Consider the following 25,775-nt stretch of genomic DNA (forward strand, 5'->3'; position numbering starts at 1 on the left):
GAAGCCTCTCGTGGCGGGGCGCGGAGAGGTTTCTACCCGCCTGTGAAGCCCACCCGCGACGACACAAGGACTGCCCATGCCGCTGTACGAGCATGTGCTGATCGCCCGCCAGGACCTGTCCAATACACAGGCCGAAGGGCTGATCGAGCATTTCTCCACCGTTCTTTCCGACAATGGCGGAAAGGTCGTGGACAACGAATATTGGGGTGTTCGCACCCTGGCCTACAAGATCAACAAGAACCGCAAGGGCCATTACGCATACCTGCGCAGCGATGCCCCTCCGGCCGCCGTGCAGGAGATGGAGCGTCTGGCCCGCCTGCATGACGACGTCATGCGCGTGCTGACGGTCAAGGTCGACGAGCACAAGGAAGGCCCGTCGGTCCAGATGCAAAAGCGCGACGAGCGTGATCGTGGCGACCGCGGTGACCGCGGCGGCGACCGTGGCGAGCGCCGCAGCTTTGGCGGTGACCGTGGCGATCGCGGCGATCGTCCGCAGGGCGACCGCTTTGGTGGTGATCGTGGTGGCGAGCGGACCGAGCGTCCGGCTGCCGACCGCGCCGAGCGTAACTGAGACCGGAGGAGCTGATCCATGGCAACCAAGCCGTTTTTCCGCCGCCGCAAGGTCTGCCCGTTCTCGGGCGACAATGCGCCGGCCATCGACTACAAAGACACGCGCCTGCTGCAGCGTTATGTCTCCGAGCGGGGCAAGATCGTGCCGTCGCGCATCACCGCCGTTTCGGCCAAAAAGCAGCGTGAGCTGGCGCGGGCGATCAAGCGCGCCCGTTTCCTAGCGCTGCTGCCCTACGCCGTGAAGTGAGGGAACAGCCATGCAAGTGATCCTGCTGGAGCGCGTGGCCAAACTGGGCCAGATGGGCGAAGTGGTTAAGGTGAAAGAGGGCTTTGCCCGCAATTACCTGCTGCCGCAGCGCAAGGCCTTGCGCGCCACCGAAGCCAACATCAAGGGCTTCGAGGCGCAAAAGGCGACCCTCGCCGCGCAGAACGAAGAGGGCCGGACGAGCGCCCAGGCGATCGCCGACAAGCTGGACGGCCAGACCTTCGTGGTCATCCGTTCCGCCTCGGACGCCGGTGCCCTTTATGGTTCGGTTTCGCCGCGCGATGCGGCCGAGGCGGCTGCCGCCGAAGGCTTTGACATCGAGCGTCGGATGATCGTGCTGACCGCCCCGATCAAGGATCTGGGTCTGCACGAGGTGCGCGTGCACCTGCACCCCGAGGTCGATGCGACCATTACGCTGAACGTCGCCCGCTCGGTCGAGGAGGCCGCTCTGCAGGCCTCGGGCCGCACGATCCAGGACGCGCAGGCCGAGGCTGACGCCGAAGCCGAGTTCGAGATCGCGGGCCTGTTCGACGACCTGGGCGCCGCGGGCCGCGACGAGGACGGCGACGACCGTCCGGCGCGCGACAGCGACGCCTGATCGAATACCCTGACGATTGAAGGGGGCCGCGCGGCGAAAGCTGCGCGGCCCTTTGCATTTTGCCAGCATATGACGGGTTGTCCGGCGGCCACAGATGACAGACGTGCGACCATCCGGCGCGTCCGATCAGGGCCGATCTGCGTTGCCGGCTACAAACCACTGCGCTAGAACAATAACGGAGTCGCCGGTGCCCACCGGCCAGAACATTTCTGAGGGAGCCGCAGCACAATGGCTGACGCCACCGTTCACGGTCATGGTGAGCACCACGACACCCGCGGATTCTTCACCCGCTGGTTCATGTCCACCAACCACAAGGACATCGGGGTCCTTTACCTGTTCACGGCCGGCATCGTCGGCCTGATTTCGGTCACCTTCACCGTCTACATGCGCCTCGAGCTGATGCATCCGGGCGTGCAGTACATGTGCGTCGAGGGCATGCGCTTCATCGCGGACGCCGCGAACGAGTGTACGCCGAACGGCCATCTGTGGAACGTCATGATCACCTATCATGGCATCCTGATGATGTTCTTCGTCGTCATCCCGGCGCTGTTCGGCGGATTTGGCAACTACTTCATGCCGCTGCACCTGGGTGCGCCGGACATGGCCTTCCCGCGCCTGAACAACCTTAGCTACTGGCTGTATGTCGCGGGCGTCGCGATGGGCCTGTTCTCGCTGTTCTCGCCGGGCGGTAACAGCCAGGCGGGCTCGGGGGTGGGCTGGGTTCTCTACCCGCCGCTGTCGACCCACGAGGAAGGCATCTCGATGGACCTCGCGATCTTCGCGGTCCACCTGTCGGGTGCATCCTCGATCCTCGGCGCGATCAACATCATCACCACCTTCATGAACATGCGCGCCCCCGGCATGACGCTGTTCAAGGTGCCGCTGTTCGCCTGGTCGGTGTTCGTCACTGCCTGGCTGATCCTGCTGGCGCTGCCGGTGCTGGCTGGCGCGATCACCATGCTGCTGATGGACCGCAACTTCGGCACGCACTTCTTTGACCCCGCCGGCGGGGGCGACCCGATCCTCTACCAGCACATCCTGTGGTTCTTCGGTCACCCCGAGGTCTACATCATCATCCTGCCGGGCTTCGGGATCATCAGCCACGTCATCTCGACCTTCTCGCGCAAGCCGATCTTTGGCTATCTGCCGATGGTCCTGGCGCTGGTCGCGATCGGTGTCCTCGGCTTCGTTGTCTGGGCGCACCACATGTACACCGTCGGCATGTCGCTGACCCAACAGAGCTATTTCATGCTGGCCACCATGACCATCGCGGTGCCGACCGGCATCAAGGTGTTCAGCTGGATCGCGACGATGTGGGGCGGCAGCATCGAGTTCAAGACGCCGATGCTCTGGGCGTTCGGCTTCCTCTTCCTGTTCACCGTCGGCGGCGTGACCGGCGTGGTGCTGTCGCAGGCGCCGCTGGACCGGGTCTATCACGACACCTACTACGTCGTGGCGCACTTCCATTACGTGATGTCGCTGGGTGCGGTGTTCGCGATTTTTGCCGGAGTCTATTTCTGGATCGGCAAGATGTCGGGTCGCCAGTACCCCGAATGGGCCGGCAAGCTGCACTTCTGGATGATGTTCATCGGCTCGAACCTGATCTTCTTCCCGCAGCACTTCCTGGGTCGTCAGGGAATGCCCCGGCGCTACATCGACTACCCGGTCGAGTTCTCTTATTGGAACTACGTCAGCTCGATCGGTGCCTTTATCAGCTTCGCCTCGTTCCTGTTCTTCATCGGCATCGTGTTCTACACGCTGTTCGCCGGTCGCCGGGTGAACGTGCCGAATTACTGGAACGAATACGCCGACACGCTGGAGTGGACGCTGCCCTCGCCTCCGCCCGAACACACGTTCGAGCAACTGCCCAAGCGCGAGGACTGGGACCACGCCCGCGCCCACTGATGCCTTACGCCTGGCAAGACATTGACGCGGCCCCGGAGCGATCCGGGGCCGTTTCCCATAGGCTGGTGGTCTGGCCGCATCGCGCCCTGACGCCGCAGGGCTTTGTCTGGTTCATCGGCATCACCGCCTGCCTCATCGCCCTGCCGCTGATCGCCAGCCTCGGCTCGCCCGTGCTGTGGGGACTGCTGCCCTTCATCGCCTTGGCGGTCGGGGGGATCTGGTACGCCCTCAAGAGGGCATGGCGCCAGGGCGAGCAGCGCGAGGTGCTGCTGCTGGACCGCGCGCACCTGTCTCTGACGCGGCACGATCCCGGCCGGACCGATAGGCACTGGCAGGCCAACCCCTATTGGTTGCGCGTCGCCCTGCGCGATGATGGCCCGGTCGAGGATTACCTGACGCTCGCCGCCGAAGGCCGCGAGGTCGAACTGGGAGCCTGCCTTTCCGCGGACGAGCGCCGCAGCCTAGCACGTGAATTGCGCCAACGCCTCGCCGCACTGAAGGAGAATGGGGATGACCGCTGAAGCCACTTGTGTGTGCGGCGCCTGTCGCATCACCCTGCCGCAAACCCCAACCGAAGCCAGCGACTGCAATTGCTCACTCTGCCGACGGTTGGGGGCGCTCTGGTCCTACCATCCGGCGCAGGACCTCGCCATCAGCGGGCCGACCGACAGCTTTGCGCGCGCCGAGGGCGCCAGCCTCGACATTCATCGCTGTGCGCAAAGCGGCTGCGTGACCCATTGGTCGGCCCGTCCCGGCACCTTTGCCGAGGGGCGGGTGGGGGTGAATGCCCGGCTTTTCGACGGGTTCGACCCGTGGACCGCGCCGCTGCGCCGGATCGACGGCGCGCATCACGCCTGGCGCTAGGCCAGCACCGCGCCCGGGTTCATGATGCCCAGGGGGTCGAGCGCGGCCTTGATCGCGCGCATCGCCGCCAGCCGGGTCGGATCGCCCCAGCGCGCCAGATCGGCGACCTTGAGGCGGCCGATGCCATGTTCGGCCGAAAAACTCCCGCCGCGGGCGACGACCATGCTGTGAACGGCCTCACTGATTGCGGGGCGCAGTGCGTCGTGTTCGGCCCGGGTGTGGCCTCGGGCCGGAAAGACGTTGTAGTGCAGGTTACCGTCCCCGAGATGGCCAAAGCAGTTGATGCGAAAATCCCCTAGGGCATCCAGCATCGCGCAGGCGTCGATGATGAAGCGGGGAATTTCGGACAGCGGCAGGCTGATGTCGTGGCTGGCGACGGCGCCGATCAGGCGATTCGCCTCGGGGATCTGTTCGCGCACGGTCCAGAAGGCAGCGGCCTGCGCCGCCGATTGTGCCAGCAGCGCGTCGCTGGCCAGCCCTTCGGCGATGCCCCGTTCAAGCAGATCGCCGAGCGCCTCCAGCGGATCGGTGCCCGCGGGCAGGGCGACCTCAAGCAGAACCAGCCAGGGCGGCGCGGGATCGAACGGCCGGCGAATGCTTGGCATGGCCTCGGCCAGAAACTCCAGCCCCGTGCCGCCTATCAGCTCGAATCCGGTGACGCCGCCGGCCAGTTGCGCCTGGGCGATGCCGAGCAATTGCAGCGCGGCCGCCGGGTCCCGCACCACAATCATCGCGGTGCCGACCGCTGCCGGGCGCGGCGCGAGGCGAAGACTGGCGGCGGTGATGATGCCGAGGCTGCCTTCGGCCCCGATCAGCAAGTCGCGGATGTCATAGCCGGTGTTGTCCTTTCGCAGCCGCGAGAGCCCGTGCAGGATGCTGCCATCGGGCAAGACCGCCTCGATCCCCAGGCACAGTGCGCGGGCATTGCCCCAGCGCAACACGGCGACGCCGCCGGCATTGGTCGCAAGGCAGCCGCCGATCGTCGCTGTGCCCTGCGAGGCGAGCGACAGCGGAAACTGGCGGTCGATGGCGGCGGCGGCATCGTGGACGGCCTGCAGGGTCATGCCGGCCTCGGCGATCAGCACGTCCTCTTCGGGCCAGGCCCCACGGGCGGAGGCCATCCGTTCCAGAGTCAGCAGCAGGGGCGGGGGGCCGTCATGCAGCACCTGTCCGCCGACCAGTCCGGTGCCGCCGCCCCGCGGCACGATTCCAACCCGCGCAGCAGCGCAGGCGCGTACCACCGCAGCAACCTCGGTCACGTCACGCGGCGCGGCGAGCAGCCCCGCCTGTCCGCGCCAGCGCCCGCGCGGCTCTTCCAGATAACGCTCCTCGATGGGACGCAAGACTCCCTCGGGCAGTTCCGCCGCGAGGGCCTCGGTCGCTGGGTTCAGCATGATCGCCCCCTTGGGCCGGCGCCCTCAACGCGCATGGCTGCGGCCGCGCCGGTCACCGCGCAGGTTGGCGTAGAGGACGTGATTACGCCAGCGGCCGCTGATCTGCAGATAACTTTGCGCCACGCCCTCGTATTTGAAGCCGGATTTTTCCAGCACGCCCCGGCTGGCCGCGTTCTCAGGCAGGCAGGCGGCCTCGATCCGGCTGAGGTCCATGGAGGTGAAGGCGTGGTGGACCAGCCCCATGATGGCCTCGCGCATGTAGCCCTGCCGGGCAAAGGGCGCGCCGATCCAGTATCCGATGGTGGCCGACTGTGCCGGTCCGCGGCGGATATTGTCCATGGTGATCGCCCCGACCAGAACGCCGTCGTGGCGCACCAGAAACAGCGGCAGCGCGGTCCCGCTGCGCGAGACGCGCTGCGCCCAGTAGACGCGATGGGTGAACGCCTTCTGGCTGAGGTGATCGTCGGCCCAGACTGGCTCCCACGGGGTCAGGAAGGCGCGGCTGGTCACGCGCAGCGCGGTCCAGGCGCGCATGTCGCCATGCAGGGGCAGGCGCAGCGCCAACCGCTCGGTCTCGATCCTGACCGGACGGCGGCGCTGGAAGATCATCAGGCGGCGAGCCTTTGGGCCAGTTCCTCGCGCGCGGGGGCGCCCTCGACCGGGCCATAGATCGCCAGCGCCGGCTGGGCGGCGGCGATCAGGCGCTCGGCGTGATCGCGTACCTCGGCGACAGTGACTGCGGCGATCCGCTCGGCGATCTCGGTGGCATCGGGCACGCGCCCCCAGATCGCCAGCGAGCGGGCCATGCGCTCGGCCTGGGTCGAGGGACTCTCCAGCCCCATCAGCATTCCGGCCCGCAACTGAGCTTTTGCCCGGGCGATTTCCTCATCGCACATGTCCTCGGCCGAGCGCTTGACCTCGTCGATCGTCAGCCGGGCCAGATCGCCCAAATCCTCGGCCGAGGTGCCGGCATAGATGGTGACCATGCCGGTATCTTCGTGAAAGCCCGACTGGGCAAAGATCGAATAGCACAGGCCGCGCTTTTCGCGCAGCGTCTGGAAGAGGCGCGAGGACATGCCGCCGCCCAGCGCACTGGTCCAGATCTGGGCCGAGAAATAGTCCGGCGCCAGATACCCCGGGCCTTCGAAGCCGAGGGCGAAATGCGCCTGCTCAAGATCCTTGATGTGACGGCTTTCGACGCCGCGCCAGCGGGCCGGCTCGCGCGGCGCGCAACTGGTCGCGCGCAAATGGCCAAAGGCCAGCTCGGCCTGGCGGGTGACGGTGTCATGGTCAATCGCGCCGGCGGCGGCGACGATCATCTGGCCGGGACCGTAATGCTCGGCTACGAAGCCCGACAGATCACTGCGGCCAAAGCAGGCCACCCGCTCGGCCGGGCCGAGGATCGTGCGGCCCATGGCTTGGTCGGGATAGGCCGCCTCTTGGAGCCAATCGAAGATGATGTCGTCGGGGGTGTCCAAGGCCTGCCCGATTTCCTGCAGGATCACCCCGCGCTCGACCTCGATCTCGCGCTGATCGAAGGCCGGGTGCAGCACGATGTCCGAAATAACGTCCAGCGCCAGGCCGGTGTCGGCCGACAGCACCCGCGCGTAATAGGCCGTCACATCGCGCGAGGTGTAGGCGTTGATATAGCCGCCGACATCCTCGATCGCCTCGGCGATCTGCAGCGCGCTGCGCCGGGCGGTGCCCTTGAAGGCCATGTGCTCGAGGAAATGGGCGATGCCGTTCTGCTCGGCCCGTTCGTCCCGGCCACCCGCGTTCACCCACACGCCGATGCTGGCGGAATGCAGCCCCGACATGGTCTTGGTCACGACCCGCAGGCCGTTCGGAAGGGTGCTGATGCGGATGGGGTCGGTCATTCGGATCTCCGGCTGCGAACCAGCGATTTAAGCGCCTCGGCGTCGTTTTCAACTCGGGTGATGCGCTCGGGACGGGCCATCAGATCGGCCATATGCGGGGGCAAGGGCGGGCGGATGCCGGTGGCTTTCTCGACAGCGTCGGGGAATTTGGCCGGGTGTGCCGTCGCCAGCGTGACCATAGGCAGGCCGGGAGCGAGATGCTCGGCCGCCACCTTGACCCCGACGGCGCTGTGCGGGCACAGCAATTCGCCCGTCGCGGCGAAGGTGTCGCGGATGGTCGCCAGCGTCTCATCCTCGGACGCGCGGCCCGAGGCATAGGCCTCGCGCAGAGCCTGCAGCGCGCCCTGGCTGATGGTGAAGCCGCCGTCGCTTCGCAACTCGTCCATCAGTTGGGCCACGGCTGCGGCGTCGCCGCCATATGCCCAGAACAGCGCACGCTCGAAATTGCTGCTGACCTGGATGTCCATGCTTGGGCTGATCGAGGGGGCGACCTTGGTAGTGCGATATTCACCTGTGGTCAGTGCCCGGTGCAGGATGTCGTTCTGGTTGGTCGCGACGATCAGCCGCGCGACGGGCAGGCCCATCCGCCGCGCCACGGTCCCGGCGAGGATGTCGCCGAAGTTGCCGGTCGGCACGCTGAAGGCGACCGGCCGGTGCGGCGCGCCCAGCGAAACGGCGGCGGTGAAGTAATAGACTACCTGCGCCAGCACCCGGCCCCAGTTGATGCTGTTGACGCCCGCCAGCCCGACCTCGTCGCGGAAGGCGTGATCGTTGAACAGATCCTTCAGCCGCGCCTGTGCGTCATCGAAATGGCCGTCGATGGCGAGCGCATGGACGTTGCTTTCGACCGGCGTCGTCATCTGGCGGCGCTGCACCTCGCTGACCCGGCCATGCGGGTAGAGGATGAAGACCTCGACATTCGGCAGGCCGCGGAATGCCTCGATCGCGGCGCTGCCCGTATCGCCAGAGGTGGCTCCCACGATGGTGATCCGCCGGCCGGTGCGCGCCAGGGCGATCTGGAACAGCTGACCGATCAGCTGCATCGCAAAGTCCTTGAAGGCCAGCGTCGGGCCGTGGAACAGTTCCAGCAGATGGTGCCTTGGTGCAAGTTGTACCAAGGGCGCGCGCGCCGGATGGGAAAAGCCGGCATAGGCCCGCTCGATCGCGCCGCGCAGCTCGTCCGGGGTAAAGCTCTCGCCCAGGAACGGCTGCATTACCTGTGCGGCGACCTCCTCGTAGGGCAGGCCTTCCATCGCGGCGATCTGATCGGCACCCAGCGTCGGGATCGTCTCGGGGACATAGAGGCCGCCGTCGCGGGCCAGTCCCGTCAGCATCGCTTCGTCAAAGGGCAGGTGCGGGGCCGTGCCGCGGGTCGAGACGTAACGCATGGAATGCTCTCAGTAGGATCGCAGCCTGATACGCGAGATCAGGTACATTGTCATGCCTGCCCAGACAGCTGCGAGCATGAACCAGGTCCAGGCATATTCCAGGTGGTTGTTTGGAATGCCGGTGATGGCGACGGGGATCGGTTCGATTCCCTGGGCGTCGCCCTCGACGGCGCTCGCGACGACCAGAACGGGTTGCGCGTTCAACTGCGCGGCCATGGCCGGCACGTCGCGGGCGAACCAGATGCCTTCGGTCAGGTTCGGGGCCGGCGTGCTGGAGCCGATCTCGTCCGGAAAGTGCAGGTTGCCGCGGATGCGCAGGTCGGTCGGCGGGCGGGCGGTGTGGCGCTCGCCCTCGGGGATGAAGCCGCGGTCGACCATGATCGTGCGGCCGTCGGTGGTGATGAAGCCCGATATGACCTGATAGCCGCCGCCGCTTTCGCGGGTGCCGGACAGCACAAGGATCTCGGTGCCGGTGGTGCGGCCGGCGACGGTGACCGGCTGGTATTTCATGGCCGGCGTCACCTGCTGCGGCAGGCCCTGCGGTGGCGCGTCGATCTGGGCCTGGATCTGCGCCAGCATGCCTTCCTTCCATTGCAGGCGGCGCAGTTGCCAGAACCCGAGGCTGAGCAGGATCGAGATGCCGACAACCCCAAGGATGACGGGAAAGAGGTAGCGGCGCATGTCAGACATCAGGCTCCTGTGCAAAGCGCCGCGCGCCGGGGGGAATGCAGACGCCGGGCAGGGCGCTGTCGGTCCAGATGTGAAAGGCATCGGTCAGGTCGACCGGCTGGTCGAGCGAGCCGCCCTTGATCGACATCTCGGGGCCGGGCGGTTCGTTGACGTGCCAGAGCCGGGTGCCGCAGTCGGGGCAAAAGGCGCAGGCGAGGATCTTGCCGGCGGCCGTGGGGCGACGCCAGACCTTGGTATGACCAGCGGTCAGCCGCACAGAATCCGGCGCGACGATGACCGAGATACCAAAGGCCGAGGCCGATTGCGCCCGGCACTCGGTGCAATGACAGCAATACACCCGCCCTGGCTTTTGCGAGACCTCATAGCGCACCGCGCCGCACTGGCAGCCCCCGGTCAGCATCGCTTTAACCCCCGCGCTGAAATGCAAAACGCGCGGGGTTGCCCCCGCGCGTCGGTTCTTGTGGATGCCGTATCAGCGGCCCCAAATGTAGATCGAGGCGAAGAGGAACAGCCAGACCACGTCGACGAAGTGCCAATACCAGGCGGCGGCCTCGAACCCGACATGCTCTTCTTGGTTCATCTGGCCGCGCATCAGGCGGATCAGGCAGACCAGCAGGAAGATCGTGCCGATGATCACGTGGAAGCCGTGAAACCCGGTCGCCATGAAGAACACGCCGCCATAGACGGTGTCGCTGAGGCCAAAGGCTGCGTGGCTGTACTCGTATGCCTGCAGCGCGGTGAACATGACGCCCAGCACGACGGCGACCGCGATCCCGCGGATCGTTGTCTTGCGGTCGTTGTCATGGACCAGGGCGTGGTGCGCCCAGGTGACCGCGACGCCCGACAGCAGCAGGATCAGAGTGTTGATCAGCGGCAGGTGCCAGGGATCGAAGGTGACGATGCCCTCGGGCGGCCAGACGCCGTCGCGGATCGGGCTTTCCGGCCCCATCGGATACAGCGCGTTCTTGAAGAAGGCCCAGAACCAGGCGGCAAAGAACATGATCTCGGAGACGATGAACAGGATCATGCCGTAGCGCAGGCCGATCCGCACCACTGGGGTGTGATCGCCGACCTCGCCCTCGCGGGCGACGTCGATCCACCAGCCAGCCATGGTGCCGAGGACGACCACCAGCCCGAGAAGGAAGACGGCCGGGCCCCATTCGCCCTTCATCCAATGCGCCGCACCCGACAGCATGGTGAAGGCACCGACCGCGCCGATGAACGGATAGATCGACGGATGCAGGATGTGGTAATCGTGGTTCTTTACATGCGCCATTATCGTTTCCCGGTCGGATCGTTTCGCTGTCTAGCTTTGCAGTTGGTTAGTTTACGGCTGTGGGGGCAGCAACGTCCAGCGCGGCCTGGGCCTTGGAGGACGGCTTGGAGCGGTGGAAGGTATAGCTGAGGGTGATGTCCCGCACCTTGGCAGTCTCGGGATCCTTGACGATGTCCGGATCGACGAAAAAGCTGACTGGCATCTCGACGCGCTCGCCCGCGGCCAAGGTCTGCTCGGTGAAGCAGAAGCATTCGATCTTGTCGAAGTAGTAGCCGGCCTGATCGGGGGCAACGTTGTAGGACGCGGTGCCGGTGATCGGGCGGTCAGAGGTGTTCACCGCCTCGTAGAAGGCAAGGCCGGTCTCGCCGATCTTCAGCTTCATCTCGCGCTGCATCGGGCGGAAGGTCCAGCCGACGTCCTTGTCGATATTCGCATCGAAACGCACGGTGATGTACTGGTCCAGTACCTCGCCCGGCGCCGCGGTCGCGATATTCGTCGTGCCGGCATAGCCGGTGGTGCGGCAGAACCACGAATAGAACGGCACCGCGGCCCAAGCGCCAAGGCCCATGATCAGGACCACGCCCAGCAGCATCGAGACGAGGCGGCCGTTCGGGCCCATTTTTCGCCATGCCTTCATGGCGCGCTCGCGGGGGTCGTTTGGGCGGGCGCTGCCGGGGTCGCGGTCGCAGCGGGATTGGCGATCGGCGTGCCGGCGCCCGGCTCCAGCTGGCGATCCATCTGGTGATCCCAGGCCTTCATGTTGTCGCCGTTCTCGACCTTGGCGATGGTCAGGCCAAAGATCAGTCCGGCAAACAGCACCAGCACCGCAAGCAGTCCAAGATTGCGCGATGCGCGCCGCCGGTGGATTTCGTGTTCGACATGCAGGGCCAACTTACCAGCCTCCCCAGAAGGCGATCCCGTGCAGCCCATGCTGGACCAGAAGCGCCAGGAAATGACCGAACAGATAGGTCAGCGACAGCTTGAAAAAGCCTCGCTCGGCGGCAAAGCGATCGGCATCCGCCGCAGCCTCGTCGCGGTTCAGGATCTGCCAGCCGCCGCGCACGAAGAGGATGTTCAGGACGATGGCGACCGCCATGTAGAGCGGGCCTCCGACCGAGGTCAGGCCGAGGCCGAGCGCGGCCGGCACGAGCAGCAGCGTGTAGGCAAAGATGTGGCGACGGGTCGTGCGGCGACCGTGGGTCACGGTCAGCATCGGCACGCCGGCATTGGAATAGTCATCGCGCACGAAAAGGGCGAGCGCCCAGAAATGGGGCGGGGTCCACAGGAAGATCAGCGAGAACATCAGCAGCGGCTCGAGGCCGAGGCCCCCGGTCGCGCAGGCCCAGCCGATCATCGGGGGGAAGGCCCCGGCAGCGCCGCCGATGACGATGTTCTGCGGCGTCGAGCGCTTCAGCCACATCGTGTAGACGACGGCGTAAAAGAAGATGGTGAAGGCCAGGAATGCCGCCGCGAACCAGTTCGCCGCCAGTCCCAGCATCAGGACGGCAAGGCCGCCAAGGCCGATGCCCAGTGCCAGCGCCTCGCCGGCCGGGATCAGTCCCGACGGAACGGCGCGGCTCTTGGTCCGGCGCATGACCGCGTCGATGTCGCGATCATACCACATGTTCAGCGCGCCCGAGGCGCCCCCGCCCAGCGCGATGAACAGCACCGCGCAAAAGGCGACAAACGGGTTCATCCGGTCCGGCGCGACCCACAGGCCGACGAATGCCGTGAACACCACCAGGGACATGACTCGCGGCTTCAGCAGCGAGACATATTCCCCGAACCCGGCCTCGGCCGGTCCGGCGTGGTCGCCCTCGACGTATTCGCCGCCCTTGGACATCAGTCTGCCTTCGCCACGCGCAGTTCACCCGTCGGCGCTGGGTTGGTTTCCGGGGCAGAAGCTGCTGCGGTTTGCACGGTTGCCCGCGGCGCGTCGGCCGAAGCGAACTGTTGCTTGGCTTCCGTCATCCAGGCGGCATATTTCTCGGGCGAGACGGCTTTCACGACAATCGGCATATAGGCGTGGTTGATGCCGCACAGCTCGCTGCACTGGCCGAAATAGACGCCCTCGCGGTCGACGGTAAACCAAGCCTGCGCGATGCGGCCGGGGACAGCGTCCTGCTTGATCGCGAACGAGGGCATGGCCCAGGAATGGATCACGTCGTTGGCGGTGTACTGCATCAGGACCTTCTTGCCGACCGGGACGACAACGGCGTTGTCGACGGCGAGCAGGTATTCGTCGGGCATGTAGCCGTTCGCTTCGAGGTCCTCTTTCGCCAGCATCAGGGAATCAAAGGTGACCTCGTCCTCCGGGTATTCGTAGGACCAGTACCACTGGTTGCCGATGGCCTTGATGACTACGTCCGGATCGGACGGCATTTCCTGGCTGCGGAACAGGATCGGCAGCGAGAAGATACCGATCACCAGCAGGATCAGCACCGGAACAAGGGTCCAGGCGATCTCCAGCGGGGTGTTGTGGGAAAAGCGCGCCGGGATCGGATTGACCCGCTGGTTGAAGCGGAAGATGCAGATCAGCAGCAGCGCGACCACAAAGATCACCACCGCGGTAATGATCAGCAGGACGAAATGGTCCAGCCAGATCTGATCATGCGCGATCGAGGTCACGCCCGGCTGAAATCCCATGCCTTTGGGCACCGGCTTGCCGATATGCGGCAGGTCCCCGAGGACCTCCTGCGCGTGGACCGCGCCGGCAGCAAACAGCATCGCCAGTCCTGTTCCAGCCGCAGTCATGCGGCGCGTCATCGCCATCAACATCATGGTCCTTCCGTATCCCTCGGCGCGCTTCCGCCACCGGCGCTGTTGACGCCGGCCTGCTCCCGTTGTGAAGGTTCTAAAGCCAGTGCCGCCGCGCAGCAAGTCGCGCAAACGCCGCACTTTGTCCGTTCATTTCCGCAAACCGGCCGCGCCCGGCCCGAGGTCTCATGTCCGACACTCCCGCCTTTTCCCCTTTCGATGGCCTACTGGACCGGGACTGCGCGCTGGCGATTCTGCGCGGAGCCCTGCAGGGCGCCGACGACGGCGAGCTGTTCATCGAGCGTGCCCGGGCCGAGGCGCTGGTGCTGGATGACCGCCGGCTGCGCACCGCCAGCTACAACGCTTCGCAGGGTTTTGGCCTGCGGGGCGTCACCGGCGAGGTGACCGGCTACGGCCATTCGACCGAAATCAGCGAGGCCGCGCTGGTTGACGCCGCCGAAACGGTACGCCTCGCCGTGGGGGCGGGCGGCGGCACCTGGGCCGCGCCGCCCGCCGGCCCGGGCGCCCCGCTGTACGACCCGCTCGATCCCATCGGCGGGCGTCCGCTTGCAGAGCGAATCGACACCCTGCGGCAAATCGACGCCTTCGCGCGCGATCTCGACCCGCGCGTGGTCCAGGTGTCGGCAACCATCGCCACCGCCCTGCAGGAGGTCGCCATCCTGCGGCCCGAGGGCGGCCTCGTGACCGACATCCGGCCGATGTCTCGGCTGAACATCTCGGTCATCGTCGAAGACAACACCCGCCGCGAAAGCGGGACCACCGGTGGCGGCGGCCGAATCGCTTTGCAGTCCCTGCTCGCGCCCGCTCACTGGCAAGGAATGGTGCGCGAGGCGCTGCGCATCGCCCAGGTCAACCTGCGCGCAGTCGCCGCCCCCGCCGGGGTGATGGACGTCGCCCTCGCCCCCGGTTGGCCGGGCATCCTGCTGCATGAGGCAGTCGGCCACGGGCTGGAGGGGGATTTCAACCGCAAGGGCCATTCGGCCTTTGCCGGCCTTATCGGCCAGCGCGTCGCTGCTCCCGGCGTCACCGTGATCGACGACGGCACCATCCGCGACCGGCGCGGCTCGATCACCGTGGATGACGAAGGCACCCCGCCCTCCCGCAACGTGCTGATCGAGGACGGGGTGCTGGTCGGCTACATGCAGGACCGCCAGTCCGCCCGGCTGATGGGCGTCGCGCCGACCGGCAACGGCCGCCGTGAAAGCTTTGCCCATCCGCCCATGGCGCGCATGACCAACACCTACATGCTGGCCGGCAAGGCCGACCCGGCCGAGGTTCTGGCCGGCCTCGACGACGGCATTTATGCGGTCGGCTTCGGCGGCGGCCAGGTCGACATCACCAATGGCAAGTTCGTCTTTTCCTGCACCGAGGCCTACCGCGTCCGGGGTGGCGTCGTCGGCGAGCCGATTCGGGGCGCTACGCTGATCGGCGACGGCGCAACCGCGCTGAAGCATGTAAAAGCGATCGGCAATGACCTGGCGCTGGACCCCGGCCTTGGCAATTGCGGCAAGCAGGGGCAGTGGGTTCCGGTCGGCGTCGGCTTGCCGACGCTGCTGATCGGCGGGCTGACGGTCGGCGGCTCGGCCACCTGAGGCTAACCCTTTCTTAATCATTTGCCGCCAAGCTGGACCCGTGGACGAGGCGAGGCGACCGGCGATGCGACTCTTTTCCTTTGGCACCTCCGCGACCCGCACCGATGCGGCCGACGATCTGACGTTCCTGCGCCTCGTCCGCTCGCGCCGGGTCGGGGCGGCGACCTTTCACCGGCTTCTGGCCGAGCATGGCTCGGCCGCGGCGGCGCTGGCGGCGCTGCCCGAGATCGCCCGTGCCGCCGGGGTCAGCGATTACCAGACCTGCCCCGAAGGGGTGGCCGCGGCCGAGTTGGCGGCGGGTCGGCAGGCGGGGGCGGTCCTTCTGCGCCATGACGATCCCGCTTATCCGGCGGTGCTGCGCGATCTGGAAGACGCCCCGCCCGTGTTGTGGGTCAAGGGCGGCCTAGATTGCCTGTCGCGGCCGGCCATTGCGGTGATCGGCGCGCGTAACGCCTCATCGCTTGGGCTGCGGATGGCACATGGCATGGCGCTGGCGCTAGCCCATGCAGGCGTCAGTGTCACCGCCGGGCTGGCGCGCGGCATCGACACCGCCGCACATGAGGCAAGCTGCGCCGCCGGCACTATCGCCGTTCTTGCCGGCGGCATCAGCCGAATCTACCCGTCCGAGAATGCCGCGTTGGCCGAGGCGATCGTTGCTGCCGGCGGTGCGCTGATCTCCGAGCAATCGCCTCTGACCGAGCCTGCTGCGCGGCTGTTTCCGCTGCGAAACCGCATCGTGTCGGGGCTTGCCCGCGCCGTGGTGGTGGTCGAGGCGGCGCATCGCTCCGGCACGCTGATCACCGCGAAATGCGCGCTCGACCAGGGGCGCGAGGTGATGGCGGTGCCGGGACATCCGATGGACGCGCGCGCCGCCGGCTGCAACGCGCTGATCCGCGATGGCGCCCTGCTGGTGCGCAGTGCCGAGGACGTGCTGACCGCCATCGGCCTGACCCCGGTCGAGGTGTCTGCGCAGTTGCCGATGGCGCCGGCCCCCGCCGACCGCCGCACCAGCCTGCAACGTGTCGCCGAAACCCTGCGGCGTCCCGCGGCGCGCCCGGCCGCGCCTGTGGCAATCCCCAGCCGTGCAGACGCCGGCGGTCCCGTCGCCATCGAGGCGCGGGTGCTGTCGCTGCTCGGCCGCGCCCCGACCGAGGAGACGATGTTGCTGCGCGATCTGGGGCTTGCCGCGGGCGCACTGGCTCCGGCGCTGCTGAACCTCGAGATGGATGGCCGCATCCAGCGCGCACCGGGCGGGATGATTTCGCTCGCCTAGGGCCGGGCGGCAGGGGCGTTCCGCCGCTGCCGGGGCCCAGCGCGACATATGTTGCTGCACCTGTTGGCCAGCGCTGCTCCGCCGCAGGTTGACACCCCTGCGGCACCTCCCCATGTTCCGCCGCTATCGCAGCACCCAAGGGGCCCTCATGCCGGTCGTCGTCGTTGAATCGCCCGCCAAGGCGAAGACCATCAACCAATACCTGGGCAGCGATTACACCGTTCTCGCCAGTTTCGGGCACGTCCGGGATCTGCCGGCCAAGAATGGATCGGTCGATCCCGACGCCGATTTCGCCATGACCTGGGAGGTGGCGGCCGACAGCAAGAAGCACCTGCGTGCCATCAAGGATGCGTTGAAGGACGATCCCGACCTGATCCTCGCCACTGACCCTGACCGCGAGGGCGAGGCGATCAGTTGGCACCTGCTGGAGGCGCTGGCGCCGAAAAAGGGCACGCCGGTCAGCCGCGTCACCTTCAACGCGATCACGAAATCCGCGGTGACCGAGGCGATCAGCAACCCGCGCCAGATCGATCAGGACCTGGTCGACGCCTACCTCGCCCGCCGGGCCCTGGACTATCTGGTCGGCTTCAACCTGTCGCCGGTGCTGTGGCGCAAGCTGCCCGGCGCGAAATCCGCTGGACGCGTGCAGTCTGTCGCCCTGCGGATCATCGTCGACCGCGAGATGGAGATCGAGGCGTTCCGGGCCCGCGAATACTGGTCCGTCCACGCCCGCCTCGCCACGCCCACCGGTGCCGAATACGACGCTCAGCTGGTCAGCTATGCCGGCGACAAGCTGGACCGCTTCGACCTCGCCACGGCCGAGGCAGCAAAGCTGGCGGTCACGGCAGTGGACAGTCGCGATCTGACCGTCACCTCGGTCACCGCCAAGCCCGCGAGCCGCAATCCGTGGCCGCCGTTCATGACTTCGACCCTGCAGCAGGAGGCATCGCGCAAGCTTGGCCTCGGCGCGCGGGCCTGCATGTCGGCCGCCCAACGCCTCTACGAGGCGGGCCTGATCACCTACATGCGGACCGATGGCATCGACATGGCGCCCGAGGCGGTGATGGCGGCGCGCGACGCGATCAAAGGCCGCTTTGGTGCCGATTACGTCCCGAAAAGCCCGCGGATGTACAAGAACAAGGCCAAGAACGCACAGGAAGCGCATGAATGCATCCGGCCGACCGACATGACGCTGGCCGATCCGCGCATCGCCGACAGCGACCAGCGCCGCCTTTATGATCTGATCTGGAAACGTACGCTCGCCAGCCAGATGGAGAGCGCGCGGCTGGAGCGCACGACGGTCGAGATAGCCAGCAGCGATGGCCAGGTCGGCCTGCGGGCGACCGGCCAGGTCGTGCAATTCGATGGCTTCCTGCGCATCTACGATCAGGGCCGCGACGACGCCCCGCGCGGCGAGGATGACGACGACAGCGCCCGCCTGCCCAAGATCACGCAGGGCGAGGTCGCGCGAAAGGTCGCCGGCGCCTTTGCATCCGAGGTGGCCGAGGCAGACAAGGGCGCCGTCGCCGGCGCGGACGCCGCGGTCCTCGGGCGGCAGCATTTTACCCAGCCGCCGCCACGCTACACCGAGGCGACGCTGGTCAAGCGCATGGAAGAGCTGGGCATCGGCCGACCCTCGACCTATGCCAGTATCGTCACCACGATCCAGGACCGCGATTACGTTCGCAAGGACGGCCAGCGCCTGATCCCCGAGGACAAGGGCCGCCTCGTCACGACCTTCCTGGCGCGCTATTTCCCGCGCTACGTCAGCTATGATTTTACCGCCGATCTGGAAACCGAACTGGACGATATCTCGGCCGGCGGCCGCGCCTATCGCGAAGTCCTGGCCCGTTTCTGGCGCGACTTCACGGCGGCGCTCGCCGGGACGTCCGAGCTGCGGATCACCGAAGTGCTTGAGGCCATCGACGAGGCCTTGTCGCCGCACCTCTATCCGCCGCGCGCGGACGGCGGCGATCCGCGGCAATGCCCCCTGTGCGGTGTCGGCCGGCTGAACCTCAAGACCGCGCGATCCGGCGGAGCGTTCATCGGCTGCACCAACTATCCCGAATGCCGCTTTACCCGGCCGCTGTCGGCACCCGGGGACGGTGAGGCAGCGCAGGGCGACCGGGTGCTGGGAAGCGATGCCGACGGGCTGCAGATCAGTCTGCGCAACGGCCGCTTTGGCTGGTATGTCCAACGCGGCGAGGCCAGTGCCGAGGTCCCCAAGCCGCCCCGCGCCTCGGTCCCCAAGGGCTGGAGCATCGAGGCCATGGACCTTGAGCGCGGCATGCAATTGCTGGCCCTGCCGCGCACCATCGGCACCCATCCCGAAGACGGCGCCCCGGTCGAGGCCGGCCTTGGCCGCTATGGCCCCTACGTCAAGCACGGCACGCGCTACGTGAACCTGCCCGACGTCGAGGAGGTCTTTACCATCGGCATGAACCGCGCCGTGGAAGTGCTGGCCTCCAAGCCGATGCGCGGCGGGAGGGTGGCGGCGGCGCCGCTGGCCGAACTGGGCGAGCACCCTTCGGGTGGGCCGATCCAGGTGCTGTCGGGACGGTTTGGGCCGTATGTGAAATGGGGCAAGGTCAACGCCACCCTGCCGCGGGATCTCGCGCCCGAGGAAATGACCATGGAGCGCGCGCTGGAGTTGATCGAGGCCAAGGCGGGAAAGACTGGCGCCAAGAAAAAGGCCCCGGCAAAGGCGAAGGCGGCGGCGAAACCCAAGGCCGCGGCGAAGCCGAAGGCAAAGCCGGCTGGAACTGCGAAAGCCAAGGCGGCCAAAGCCACGCCAGATGACGAGGGCGGCGAGGGCTGAGCGCCGCTCTCCCGCAATGGTTGGCCGAGCGTGGCGATGGCCTTGCTGGCATCCTGCTCGGGCATTCCCGCCTGATTGACAATGCCCGGCCCCTCCGACCAGATAAGGCAGGTTGAGGGGCTGAATTCATGACAAAACGGTATGACACCGCGGACGCCGCGCTGGACGGGCTGCTGTCGGACGGCATGTCCATCGCCGCTGGCGGCTTTGGCCTGTGCGGTATCCCCGAACTGCTGATCGCTGCCATCCACAAGGCAGGCACGCGCGAGCTGACCATTGCCAGCAACAACTGCGGCGTTGACGGATTTGGCCTCGGGATACTGCTCGACGCGCGGCAGATCCGGAAGATGATCTCGTCCTATGTCGGCGAGAACGCAGAGTTCATGCGCCAATACCTGTCGGGCGAGCTTGAGCTTGAATTCAACCCCCAAGGCACACTGGCAGAGCGCATGCGCGCCGGTGGCGCCGGTATTCCCGGCTTTTATACCCGCACCGGCGTTGGCACCGTGATCGCCGAGGGTAAGGAGCTGAAGGAGTTCGACGGCGAGACTTATCTGCTCGAGCGCGGGCTCGTCATGGACCTTGCCATCGTCAAGGCGTGGAAGGCTGACGAAAGCGGCAACCTCGTGTTCCGCAAGACGGCCCGCAACTTCAACGTTCCGGCGGCGACCTGCGGCCGTGTCTGCGTCGCCGAGGTCGAGGAAATCGTGCCGGCCGGTAGCCTCGATCCCGATTGCATCCACCTGCCGGGCATCTACGTCCATCGCATCGTGCAGGGCCCGCATGAAAAGCGCATTGAGCAGCGCACCGTGAGCAAGGGTTAAGCCATGAGCGACGTCACCACGAAGGGTTGGGACCGCAACCAGATGGCCGCCCGCGCGGCGCGCGAGTTGCAGGACGGGATGTATGTGAACCTCGGGATCGGCATCCCGACGCTGGTCGCCAACTACATCCCCGAAGGCATGACCGTTACGTTGCAATCGGAGAACGGGATGCTGGGCATCGGCCCCTTTCCGACCGAGGACAAGGTCGACGCGGACCTGATCAACGCCGGCAAGCAGACGATCACCGAACTGCCGCACAGCGCCTTTTTCGACAGCGCCACCAGCTTCGCCATGATTCGAGGCGGCAAAATCGCCATGGCCATCCTCGGCGCCATGGAGGTCGCCGAGAATGGCGATCTGGCGAACTGGATGATCCCGGGCAAGCTGGTCAAGGGCATGGGCGGGGCGATGGACCTGGTCGCGGGGGTCAAGCGGGTGGTCGTGGTCATGGATCACACCAACAAGCATGGCGAAAGCAAGGTCCTGCACGAATGCACCCTGCCGCTGACCGGCAAGGGTGTTGTCGACCGGATCATCACCAATCTCGGCGTCCTCGATGTCGTCCCGGGCGGGTTGAAGATCATCGAGACCGCTGATGGCGTAAGCGAGGATGAGTTGCGCGGTGCAACCGTGGCGACCATCGTCGACTGAGGTGGATGGATCGGCGCGGGCGCGACCGTCCGAGAGTTTTGATCCGGCGCAGGAAAACTGTCCTAGCGAGTTGGATGGCGTTTGCGGCTGCGGAGCTGCTGTTCCCAGCGTCGATCAACTGCACGATCATCCGCGCCGGATCCCGAGCCAACGGCGCCAGCAGCGTGCGCCCGCACTTCCCGAATTACCCCGCGCTTTGAATTTCGATCCCCGCGTCCTCACCCGAGGCCTCGCCGGCGATCAGGAACAGATCGCCTGTCGCCTCCATCGCGCGGATCGCGGTTACAACTTGTGCCATGGCGGCCTCACAATCTGCGGCGCTGACGCGACCGGCTCCGGCAATCTCTTCGCGCAGGTTGTCGGCCATGCGCGAGGACAGCGCGCCGAGGATAAAGCTGGTGGTCGCTGCATTCGCCCCCTTGGCCCCGGCCATCGCCTTGACCAGCACGGGCTGGTCGACAGCGCGCGCGATGCGGGGAATGTCGCGGATATCGATCCGCAGCGGGATGTTGGCCCAGGTAAAGATCGCGCGCCGCACGCCTTGGGCAAAGATGTGGTCATCCTGGTCGAGGCCGTCGAGCACGGTATCGCGCGTCAGGGCGGGCGCGAAATTCAGGATCGCCCCGACCTTTTCGACCGGGCCACCATCAAGGACGGGCTGCGGCAAACTTTCTGCGGCTTGGGCGAGGGCGCGGCCGATGCGGGTCAGGGCGCCGGCCTCGATATTTCCGGTCAGGGACATGGCATAGGCGATCTGGCGGGCGCGGTCCGGGGGCAGTTGCCCGAAAGCCTCGGCCGCGCGGGCGACTGGCAGATGGGCGAACATCACCGCCGCGACCTCGATCGCCTCGGTCTCTGCCAGTTGGCGGATCTGGGGCACGGGCAGGGTGCCGATCCGCTCCCACGGGTCAGAGCGGCCGGACAGCACGGCATTCCGACGCAGCCGGTCCGAGGCATCGCGCGAGATGCGCCCGCCGAGCATCGCCAGTGTCCCGTCAAGATCGCCGGGAAAGGTCAGCCCGACCGCCTCGAGCGCGTCGCAAAACTCGCCCACGACCGCATCGCGGATACCTCGGTCGATCATGCCCATGCTCGCCATTTCGTGCGCGAGCGCGCCCTGCGCTTCAAGCGGCAACCCCTCGAGCGACAACTGGTCATCCTCAGCCAGCAGCAGCCGCACGATCACGGCGGCCTTTTGCCGTGGGGTCAGCACCTGTCCCGACATCATCCAGTGTTCCCCGCGCGATTCGGGGTCCAATCTGACAGGAAAGCCCTGACCGACCGTTAACGCCGCCGACTACTCGCCGAAAACACGCGCGAAAATCGTGTCGACATGCTTGGTGTGATAGCCCAGATCGAACTTGTCCTCGATCTCGGCCGGGGTCAGCGCGGCGGTGACCTCGGGATCGGCCAGCAGCTCGGTCTTGAAGTCGGCCCCCTTCTCCCAGACCTTCATCGCGTTGCGCTGCACTAGGCGATAGGCGTCCTCGCGCGACACGCCAGCTTGGGTCAGCGCCAGCAGGACCCGCTGTGACATGATCAAGCCTTTGAACTTGTTCATGTTACGCAGCATGTTTTCGGGATAGACCACCAGCTTTTCGACCACGCCCGCCAACCGGTGGAGGGCAAAGTCCAGCGTGATGGTGGTGTCCGGCGCGATGGCGCGCTCGACGCTGGAATGGCTGATGTCGCGCTCGTGCCAGAGGGCGACATTCTCCATCGCCGGGACCACCGACATGCGCACCAGCCGGGCAAGCCCGGTCAGGTTTTCGGTCAGCACCGGATTGCGCTTGTGCGGCATGGCGCTGCTGCCCTTCTGACCCGGGCTGAAGAATTCCTCGGCCTCCAGGACCTCGGTGCGCTGCATGTGCCTGAACTCGATGGCGATATTCTCGATGCTGCTGGCGATCACGCCGAGCGTCGCAAAGAACATCGCGTGCCGGTCGCGGGGGATCACCTGCGTGCTGATCGGCTCGGGCGTCAGGCCCATCTGCGCACAGACATGTTCCTCGACCGCCGGGTCGATATTGGCGAAAGTGCCCACTGCGCCCGAGATTGCGCCTGTCGCGATTTCCTCGCGGGCCGCGGCGAGGCGGCGGCGCGCTCGCGACATTTCTGCGTAAAATCGCGCGAAAGTCAGACCCATGGTGGTCGGCTCGGCGTGGATGCCGTGGCTGCGGCCGATCCGCACGGTGTCCTTGTGCTCCATCGCGCGTGCCTTCAGCGCGGCGAGAACACGGTCGACGCCCGCCAGCAGAAGATCGGAGGCGCGTACCAGTTGCACATTCAGCGTCGTGTCCAGCACGTCGCTGGAGGTCATGCCCTGGTGGACGAACCGCGCCGCATCGCTGCCGACATGCTCGGCCAGATGGGTCAGGAAGGCGATCACGTCGTGCTTGGTGACCGCCTCGATCTCGTCGATGCGGGCGACGTCGAACTCGACATCGCGGGCCTTCCACAGCGCCTCGGCATTCTCGCGCGGGATGACGCCCAACTCGGCCTGTGCGTCGCTGGCATGGGCCTCGATCTCGAACCAGATGCGGAACCGCGTCTCGGGTGACCAGATAGCCACCATTTCGGGGCGGGAATAACGCGGGATCATGGCGGGCCTCCTTGGATCTGATGCCGTCCTAGACGGCGGGGGCGCGGGTCGCAATCGCAGCGTCAGAGACGGTAGTGTTTAACTTATGTTGCAATCGGCCCGGCTGGCCCGCAGTTTGCTGGCAATGCGCCGAAACGGGTAAGGAGGATAGGATGTCCCGTCGTGACGAGTTGGTCGCCAAATACGCCGCAGACCTTGGGAAACTGGGGCAGGAGGCGGATATGGATCTGCTGATGCGCTGCACCAAGGCGTGCGGCCCTTCGATCTATAGCGCCGATTCCGAAACCGTCGCCGCCAGCGACCCCGAGGAAGTGGCGCGCCTCAAGAAGAGCTTTCTGGTCAAGCGCTTGGGCATGACCGACGGCCCCGAACTGGACGCCGGGATCAAGGCCGCGGTGGAGGCCTATGGCACGGGCAATCGGAACAAGTTCCGGCCGGTGATGTACTACCTGCTGGCCCGGCATTTCGACGCCGGCGCCCGGGTCTGACGCAAACGCAGTGAAAAAGGGGCGCCCTGCGGGGCGCCCCTTGTCTTAGCAGCTGTAATACATCGCATATTCGATGGGATGCGGGGTATGCTCGAAGGCATAAACCTCTTCCCACTTCAGGCGGATGTAGCTTTCCAGCTGGTCGCGGGTGAACACATCGCCCGCCAGCAGGAAGTCCATGTCCTTTTCCAGCTCCTCCAGCGCTTCGCGCAGGCTGCCGCAGACGGTCGGAATCTCGGCCAGCTCCTCGGGGGGCAGGTCGTACAGGTCCTTGTCGCTGGCCGGGCCGGGATCGATCTTGCCGCGGATGCCGTCGAGGCCGGCCATCAGCAGCGCTGCGAAGGCGAGGTAGGGGTTCGCCGCCGGGTCGGGGAAGCGGGCCTCGACGCGCTTGGCCTTGGGCGATTCGGTCCACGGAATGCGGACGCAGCCACTGCGGTTGCGGGCCGAATAGGCGCGCAGCACCGGTGCCTCGAAGCCCGGGATCAGCCGCTTGTAGCTGTTGGTAGCCGGGTTGGTCAGCGCGTTCAGCGCCTTGGCGTGCTTGAGGATGCCGCCGATGAACCACAGCGCCTCCTGGCTGAGATCGGCGTACTTATCGCCTGCGAACAACGGCTTGCCGTCTTTCCAGATCGACATGTTCACATGCATGCCGCTGCCGTTGTCGCCCTTCATGGGCTTGGGCATGAAGGTCGCGGATTTGCCGTAGGCATGCGCCACGTTGTGGATGACGTATTTGTATTTCTGGATGTTGTCGGCCTGTTCGACCAGACCGCCAAAGATCATCCCCAGCTCGTGCTGGCCGGTCGCGACCTCGTGGTGGTGCTTGTCGACCTTGATGCCCATGCGCTTCATGGTCGAGAGCATCTCGCCGCGCAGGTCCTGCGCCGTGTCGATCGGGTTGACCGGGAAATAGGCGCCCTTGTGCGGCGCGCGGTGACCGGTGTTGCCGGTCTCGTATTCCGTGTCCGTATTCCAGGCCGAGTCCACGCCATCGACCTGATAGCTGACCTTCTGCGGGCTGACCTGGTAGCGCACGTCATCGAACAGGAAGAACTCGGCCTCGGGGCCGAAGAACGCGGTGTCGCCGATGCCGGTCGATTTCAGATAGGCCTCGGCCTTGACGGCAGTGCCGCGCGGGTCGCGGTCATAGGCCTCGCCGGTGTCGGGCTCGGCCACGTTGCAATGCACGCACAGCGTCTTTTCGGCGTAGAAGGGGTCGATATAGGCGCTGGACGGGTCGGGCATCAGCTTCATGTCCGACTGGTCGATCGACTTCCAGCCGGCGATGGACGAGCCGTCGAACATCATGCCTTCTTCGAAGAAGTCTTCGTCCACCAGATCGACCACCAGGGTCATGTGCTGCAGCTTGCCCTTGGGATCGGTGAAGCGGATATCGACATATTCGACCTCCTCGGACTTCATTAGATCGAGGACATCATTGACCGTTTTCATGGTCACTCCTTGATTGGCGTGTTCGGTTGTGGGTTTTCAGAGGGCGTCATCGCCGGTCTCGCCGGTGCGGATGCGGATCGCCTGCTCGACCGGGCTGACAAAGATCTTGCCGTCGCCGATCTTCTCGGTCCGGGCGGCGCTGACGATGGCCTCGACCGCGGCGTCGACCTGATCGTCGGGAAGGACCATCTCGACCTTCACCTTTGGCAGGAAGTCGACCACGTATTCGGCGCCGCGATATAGCTCGGTATGGCCTTTCTGGCGGCCAAAACCCTTGATCTCGGTCACGCTGAGGCCCTGCACGCCGACGTCTTGAAGAGCCTCCTTCACGTCGTCCAGCTTGAACGGTTTGATGATCGCCTCGACCTTTTTCATCGCACTGCCCCTTCGCTGCGTGTGTTCATGACGTGGCGCGTTCCGCCGCGCGCGTCCATGTGGCAGGGTGTCTGGACGGGGCAAGGGCCGTC

Annotated in this window: 27 protein-coding genes; 12 read left to right on the forward strand and 15 right to left on the reverse strand. The window is 66.2% G+C overall.

The window, feature by feature from the left end; genetic code table 11:
• The first annotated feature begins 76 nt into the window (after positions 1–76).
• From rpsF to DRW48_RS04730, 6 genes are all read left to right on the forward strand, one after another.
• Complete coding sequence (rpsF, locus tag DRW48_RS04705; RefSeq protein WP_114075394.1) at positions 77–571, forward strand: 30S ribosomal protein S6; 495 nt, start codon at positions 77–79, stop codon at positions 569–571.
• Positions 572–589: 18 nt separating this feature from the next.
• A complete protein-coding gene (rpsR, locus tag DRW48_RS04710; protein WP_114075395.1) occupies positions 590–817 on the forward strand; it encodes a 30S ribosomal protein S18 in 228 nt (75 codons plus the stop codon).
• A 10-nt stretch (positions 818–827) separates the two neighbouring features.
• Positions 828–1,433: a 50S ribosomal protein L9 gene (gene rplI, locus DRW48_RS04715; protein ID WP_114075396.1), complete on the forward strand. Its 606-nt coding sequence runs from the start codon at positions 828–830 to the stop codon at positions 1,431–1,433.
• A gap of 228 nt (positions 1,434–1,661) precedes the next feature.
• The gene (ctaD, locus tag DRW48_RS04720) at positions 1,662–3,338 is read left to right on the forward strand and encodes a cytochrome c oxidase subunit I (protein WP_114075397.1); all 1,677 of its coding nucleotides are present in this window, start codon (positions 1,662–1,664) and stop codon (positions 3,336–3,338) included.
• 65 nt (positions 3,339–3,403) lie between these two features.
• Positions 3,404–3,859: a DUF2244 domain-containing protein gene (locus tag DRW48_RS04725; protein WP_338418432.1), complete on the forward strand. Its 456-nt coding sequence runs from the start codon at positions 3,404–3,406 to the stop codon at positions 3,857–3,859.
• Entirely contained in the window at positions 3,849–4,202 is a 354-nt protein-coding gene (locus DRW48_RS04730; RefSeq protein WP_162784673.1) for a GFA family protein, read from the forward strand. Before DRW48_RS04725 ends, DRW48_RS04730 begins: the two co-directional genes overlap by 11 nt.
• Here DRW48_RS04730 and DRW48_RS04735 read toward each other — a convergent pair.
• The 11 genes from DRW48_RS04735 to coxB all read right to left on the reverse strand — a co-directional run bounded on the left by DRW48_RS04735 (position 4,199) and on the right by coxB (position 13,608).
• The gene (locus DRW48_RS04735; RefSeq protein WP_114075400.1) at positions 4,199–5,596 is read right to left on the reverse strand and encodes an FAD-binding oxidoreductase; all 1,398 of its coding nucleotides are present in this window, start codon (positions 5,594–5,596) and stop codon (positions 4,199–4,201) included. The genes DRW48_RS04730 and DRW48_RS04735 overlap by 4 nt on opposite strands.
• A gap of 24 nt (positions 5,597–5,620) precedes the next feature.
• Positions 5,621–6,205 (reverse strand): GNAT family N-acetyltransferase, encoded by a 585-nt coding sequence (locus DRW48_RS04740; protein WP_422385750.1) that lies wholly within the window; start codon positions 6,203–6,205, stop codon positions 5,621–5,623.
• Entirely contained in the window at positions 6,205–7,473 is a 1,269-nt protein-coding gene (locus DRW48_RS04745; RefSeq protein ID WP_114075401.1) for a M16 family metallopeptidase, read from the reverse strand. The genes DRW48_RS04740 and DRW48_RS04745 overlap by 1 nt, the downstream gene beginning before the upstream one ends.
• A complete protein-coding gene (thrC, locus tag DRW48_RS04750; RefSeq protein ID WP_114075402.1) occupies positions 7,470–8,861 on the reverse strand; it encodes a threonine synthase in 1,392 nt (463 codons plus the stop codon). The genes DRW48_RS04745 and thrC overlap by 4 nt, the downstream gene beginning before the upstream one ends.
• Before the next feature lie 9 nt (positions 8,862–8,870).
• Positions 8,871–9,542 (reverse strand): SURF1 family protein, encoded by a 672-nt coding sequence (locus DRW48_RS04755; protein ID WP_114075403.1) that lies wholly within the window; start codon positions 9,540–9,542, stop codon positions 8,871–8,873.
• A gap of 1 nt (position 9,543) precedes the next feature.
• The gene (locus tag DRW48_RS04760) at positions 9,544–9,951 is read right to left on the reverse strand and encodes a GFA family protein (RefSeq protein ID WP_114075404.1); all 408 of its coding nucleotides are present in this window, start codon (positions 9,949–9,951) and stop codon (positions 9,544–9,546) included.
• Between the two features lie 72 nt (positions 9,952–10,023).
• The gene (locus DRW48_RS04765; protein ID WP_114075405.1) at positions 10,024–10,827 is read right to left on the reverse strand and encodes a cytochrome c oxidase subunit 3; all 804 of its coding nucleotides are present in this window, start codon (positions 10,825–10,827) and stop codon (positions 10,024–10,026) included.
• Positions 10,828–10,873: 46 nt separating this feature from the next.
• Complete coding sequence (locus DRW48_RS04770; RefSeq protein WP_241963381.1) at positions 10,874–11,446, reverse strand: cytochrome c oxidase assembly protein; 573 nt, start codon at positions 11,444–11,446, stop codon at positions 10,874–10,876.
• Between the two features lie 14 nt (positions 11,447–11,460).
• The gene (locus tag DRW48_RS04775; RefSeq protein WP_162784674.1) at positions 11,461–11,718 is read right to left on the reverse strand and encodes a hypothetical protein; all 258 of its coding nucleotides are present in this window, start codon (positions 11,716–11,718) and stop codon (positions 11,461–11,463) included.
• A 1-nt stretch (position 11,719) separates the two neighbouring features.
• The gene (cyoE, locus tag DRW48_RS04780) at positions 11,720–12,670 is read right to left on the reverse strand and encodes a heme o synthase (protein ID WP_114075408.1); all 951 of its coding nucleotides are present in this window, start codon (positions 12,668–12,670) and stop codon (positions 11,720–11,722) included.
• Positions 12,670–13,608, reverse strand: a complete 939-nt coding sequence (coxB, locus tag DRW48_RS04785) for a cytochrome c oxidase subunit II (protein ID WP_114075409.1) — start codon at positions 13,606–13,608, stop codon at positions 12,670–12,672. The genes cyoE and coxB overlap by 1 nt, the downstream gene beginning before the upstream one ends.
• A 164-nt stretch (positions 13,609–13,772) precedes the next feature.
• Between coxB and tldD the strand changes: the two genes are divergently transcribed.
• From tldD to DRW48_RS04810, 5 genes are all read left to right on the forward strand, one after another.
• Positions 13,773–15,197, forward strand: coding sequence for a metalloprotease TldD (gene tldD / locus DRW48_RS04790; protein WP_114075410.1), 1,425 nt, complete (start codon positions 13,773–13,775; stop codon positions 15,195–15,197).
• 64 nt (positions 15,198–15,261) lie between these two features.
• On the forward strand, positions 15,262–16,470 hold the full coding sequence (gene dprA, locus DRW48_RS04795; protein ID WP_114075411.1) for a DNA-processing protein DprA: 1,209 nt from the start codon (positions 15,262–15,264) through the stop codon (positions 16,468–16,470).
• Between the two features lie 148 nt (positions 16,471–16,618).
• Positions 16,619–19,288, forward strand: coding sequence for a type I DNA topoisomerase (gene topA, locus DRW48_RS04800; protein ID WP_114077372.1), 2,670 nt, complete (start codon positions 16,619–16,621; stop codon positions 19,286–19,288).
• Positions 19,289–19,416: 128 nt separating this feature from the next.
• Positions 19,417–20,112, forward strand: coding sequence for a CoA transferase subunit A (locus DRW48_RS04805; protein ID WP_114075412.1), 696 nt, complete (start codon positions 19,417–19,419; stop codon positions 20,110–20,112).
• A 3-nt stretch (positions 20,113–20,115) separates the two neighbouring features.
• The gene (locus DRW48_RS04810) at positions 20,116–20,763 is read left to right on the forward strand and encodes a 3-oxoacid CoA-transferase subunit B (RefSeq protein WP_114075413.1); all 648 of its coding nucleotides are present in this window, start codon (positions 20,116–20,118) and stop codon (positions 20,761–20,763) included.
• 184 nt (positions 20,764–20,947) lie between these two features.
• On the opposite strand, the gene DRW48_RS04815 is transcribed toward DRW48_RS04810, so the two are convergent.
• Both DRW48_RS04815 and purB read right to left on the reverse strand, forming a co-directional pair.
• On the reverse strand, positions 20,948–21,991 hold the full coding sequence (locus DRW48_RS04815; RefSeq protein ID WP_114075414.1) for a FliG C-terminal domain-containing protein: 1,044 nt from the start codon (positions 21,989–21,991) through the stop codon (positions 20,948–20,950).
• A 69-nt stretch (positions 21,992–22,060) separates the two neighbouring features.
• Positions 22,061–23,365: an adenylosuccinate lyase gene (purB, locus tag DRW48_RS04820; RefSeq protein WP_114075415.1), complete on the reverse strand. Its 1,305-nt coding sequence runs from the start codon at positions 23,363–23,365 to the stop codon at positions 22,061–22,063.
• Positions 23,366–23,517: 152 nt separating this feature from the next.
• On the opposite strand from purB, the gene DRW48_RS04825 reads away from it, so the two are divergent.
• Positions 23,518–23,853, forward strand: a complete 336-nt coding sequence (locus DRW48_RS04825) for a DUF2853 family protein (RefSeq protein WP_114075416.1) — start codon at positions 23,518–23,520, stop codon at positions 23,851–23,853.
• A 45-nt stretch (positions 23,854–23,898) separates the two neighbouring features.
• Here DRW48_RS04825 and glnA read toward each other — a convergent pair whose 3' ends face one another.
• A complete protein-coding gene (gene glnA / locus DRW48_RS04830) occupies positions 23,899–25,308 on the reverse strand; it encodes a type I glutamate--ammonia ligase (RefSeq protein ID WP_114075417.1) in 1,410 nt (469 codons plus the stop codon).
• Between the two features lie 36 nt (positions 25,309–25,344).
• Complete coding sequence (locus tag DRW48_RS04835; RefSeq protein ID WP_114075418.1) at positions 25,345–25,683, reverse strand: P-II family nitrogen regulator; 339 nt, start codon at positions 25,681–25,683, stop codon at positions 25,345–25,347.
• Positions 25,684–25,775: the final 92 nt, after the last annotated feature.

This window comes from Paracoccus suum, from assembly GCF_003324675.1.
Classification (GTDB): Bacteria; Pseudomonadota; Alphaproteobacteria; order Rhodobacterales; family Rhodobacteraceae; genus Paracoccus; species Paracoccus suum.

Excerpts from the sequence above, each read along its gene's own strand:
- thrC (WP_114075402.1), bottom strand. The coding sequence starts at position 8,861 with ATGCGTTACGTCTCGACCCGCGGCACGGCCCCGCACCTGCCCTTTGAC.
- dprA (WP_114075411.1), top strand. The coding sequence starts at position 15,262 with ATGCGACTCTTTTCCTTTGGCACCTCCGCGACCCGCACCGATGCGGCC.
- DRW48_RS04740 (WP_422385750.1), bottom strand. The coding sequence starts at position 6,205 with ATGATCTTCCAGCGCCGCCGTCCGGTCAGGATCGAGACCGAGCGGTTG.
- DRW48_RS04765 (WP_114075405.1), bottom strand. The coding sequence starts at position 10,827 with ATGGCGCATGTAAAGAACCACGATTACCACATCCTGCATCCGTCGATC.
- coxB (WP_114075409.1), bottom strand. The coding sequence starts at position 13,608 with ATGATGTTGATGGCGATGACGCGCCGCATGACTGCGGCTGGAACAGGA.
- DRW48_RS04745 (WP_114075401.1), bottom strand. The coding sequence starts at position 7,473 with ATGACCGACCCCATCCGCATCAGCACCCTTCCGAACGGCCTGCGGGTC.
- glnA (WP_114075417.1), bottom strand. The coding sequence starts at position 25,308 with ATGAAAACGGTCAATGATGTCCTCGATCTAATGAAGTCCGAGGAGGTC.
- topA (WP_114077372.1), top strand. The coding sequence starts at position 16,619 with ATGCCGGTCGTCGTCGTTGAATCGCCCGCCAAGGCGAAGACCATCAAC.
- rplI (WP_114075396.1), top strand. The coding sequence starts at position 828 with ATGCAAGTGATCCTGCTGGAGCGCGTGGCCAAACTGGGCCAGATGGGC.
- rpsR (WP_114075395.1), top strand. The coding sequence starts at position 590 with ATGGCAACCAAGCCGTTTTTCCGCCGCCGCAAGGTCTGCCCGTTCTCG.
- DRW48_RS04805 (WP_114075412.1), top strand. The coding sequence starts at position 19,417 with ATGACAAAACGGTATGACACCGCGGACGCCGCGCTGGACGGGCTGCTG.
- DRW48_RS04735 (WP_114075400.1), bottom strand. The coding sequence starts at position 5,596 with ATGCTGAACCCAGCGACCGAGGCCCTCGCGGCGGAACTGCCCGAGGGA.
- DRW48_RS04770 (WP_241963381.1), bottom strand. The coding sequence starts at position 11,446 with ATGGGCCCGAACGGCCGCCTCGTCTCGATGCTGCTGGGCGTGGTCCTG.
- tldD (WP_114075410.1), top strand. The coding sequence starts at position 13,773 with ATGTCCGACACTCCCGCCTTTTCCCCTTTCGATGGCCTACTGGACCGG.
- DRW48_RS04835 (WP_114075418.1), bottom strand. The coding sequence starts at position 25,683 with ATGAAAAAGGTCGAGGCGATCATCAAACCGTTCAAGCTGGACGACGTG.
- purB (WP_114075415.1), bottom strand. The coding sequence starts at position 23,365 with ATGATCCCGCGTTATTCCCGCCCCGAAATGGTGGCTATCTGGTCACCC.
- DRW48_RS04760 (WP_114075404.1), bottom strand. The coding sequence starts at position 9,951 with ATGCTGACCGGGGGCTGCCAGTGCGGCGCGGTGCGCTATGAGGTCTCG.
- DRW48_RS04730 (WP_162784673.1), top strand. The coding sequence starts at position 3,849 with ATGACCGCTGAAGCCACTTGTGTGTGCGGCGCCTGTCGCATCACCCTG.
- DRW48_RS04825 (WP_114075416.1), top strand. The coding sequence starts at position 23,518 with ATGTCCCGTCGTGACGAGTTGGTCGCCAAATACGCCGCAGACCTTGGG.
- ctaD (WP_114075397.1), top strand. The coding sequence starts at position 1,662 with ATGGCTGACGCCACCGTTCACGGTCATGGTGAGCACCACGACACCCGC.
- DRW48_RS04755 (WP_114075403.1), bottom strand. The coding sequence starts at position 9,542 with ATGCGCCGCTACCTCTTTCCCGTCATCCTTGGGGTTGTCGGCATCTCG.
- DRW48_RS04810 (WP_114075413.1), top strand. The coding sequence starts at position 20,116 with ATGAGCGACGTCACCACGAAGGGTTGGGACCGCAACCAGATGGCCGCC.
- DRW48_RS04815 (WP_114075414.1), bottom strand. The coding sequence starts at position 21,991 with ATGATGTCGGGACAGGTGCTGACCCCACGGCAAAAGGCCGCCGTGATC.
- rpsF (WP_114075394.1), top strand. The coding sequence starts at position 77 with ATGCCGCTGTACGAGCATGTGCTGATCGCCCGCCAGGACCTGTCCAAT.
- cyoE (WP_114075408.1), bottom strand. The coding sequence starts at position 12,670 with ATGTCCAAGGGCGGCGAATACGTCGAGGGCGACCACGCCGGACCGGCC.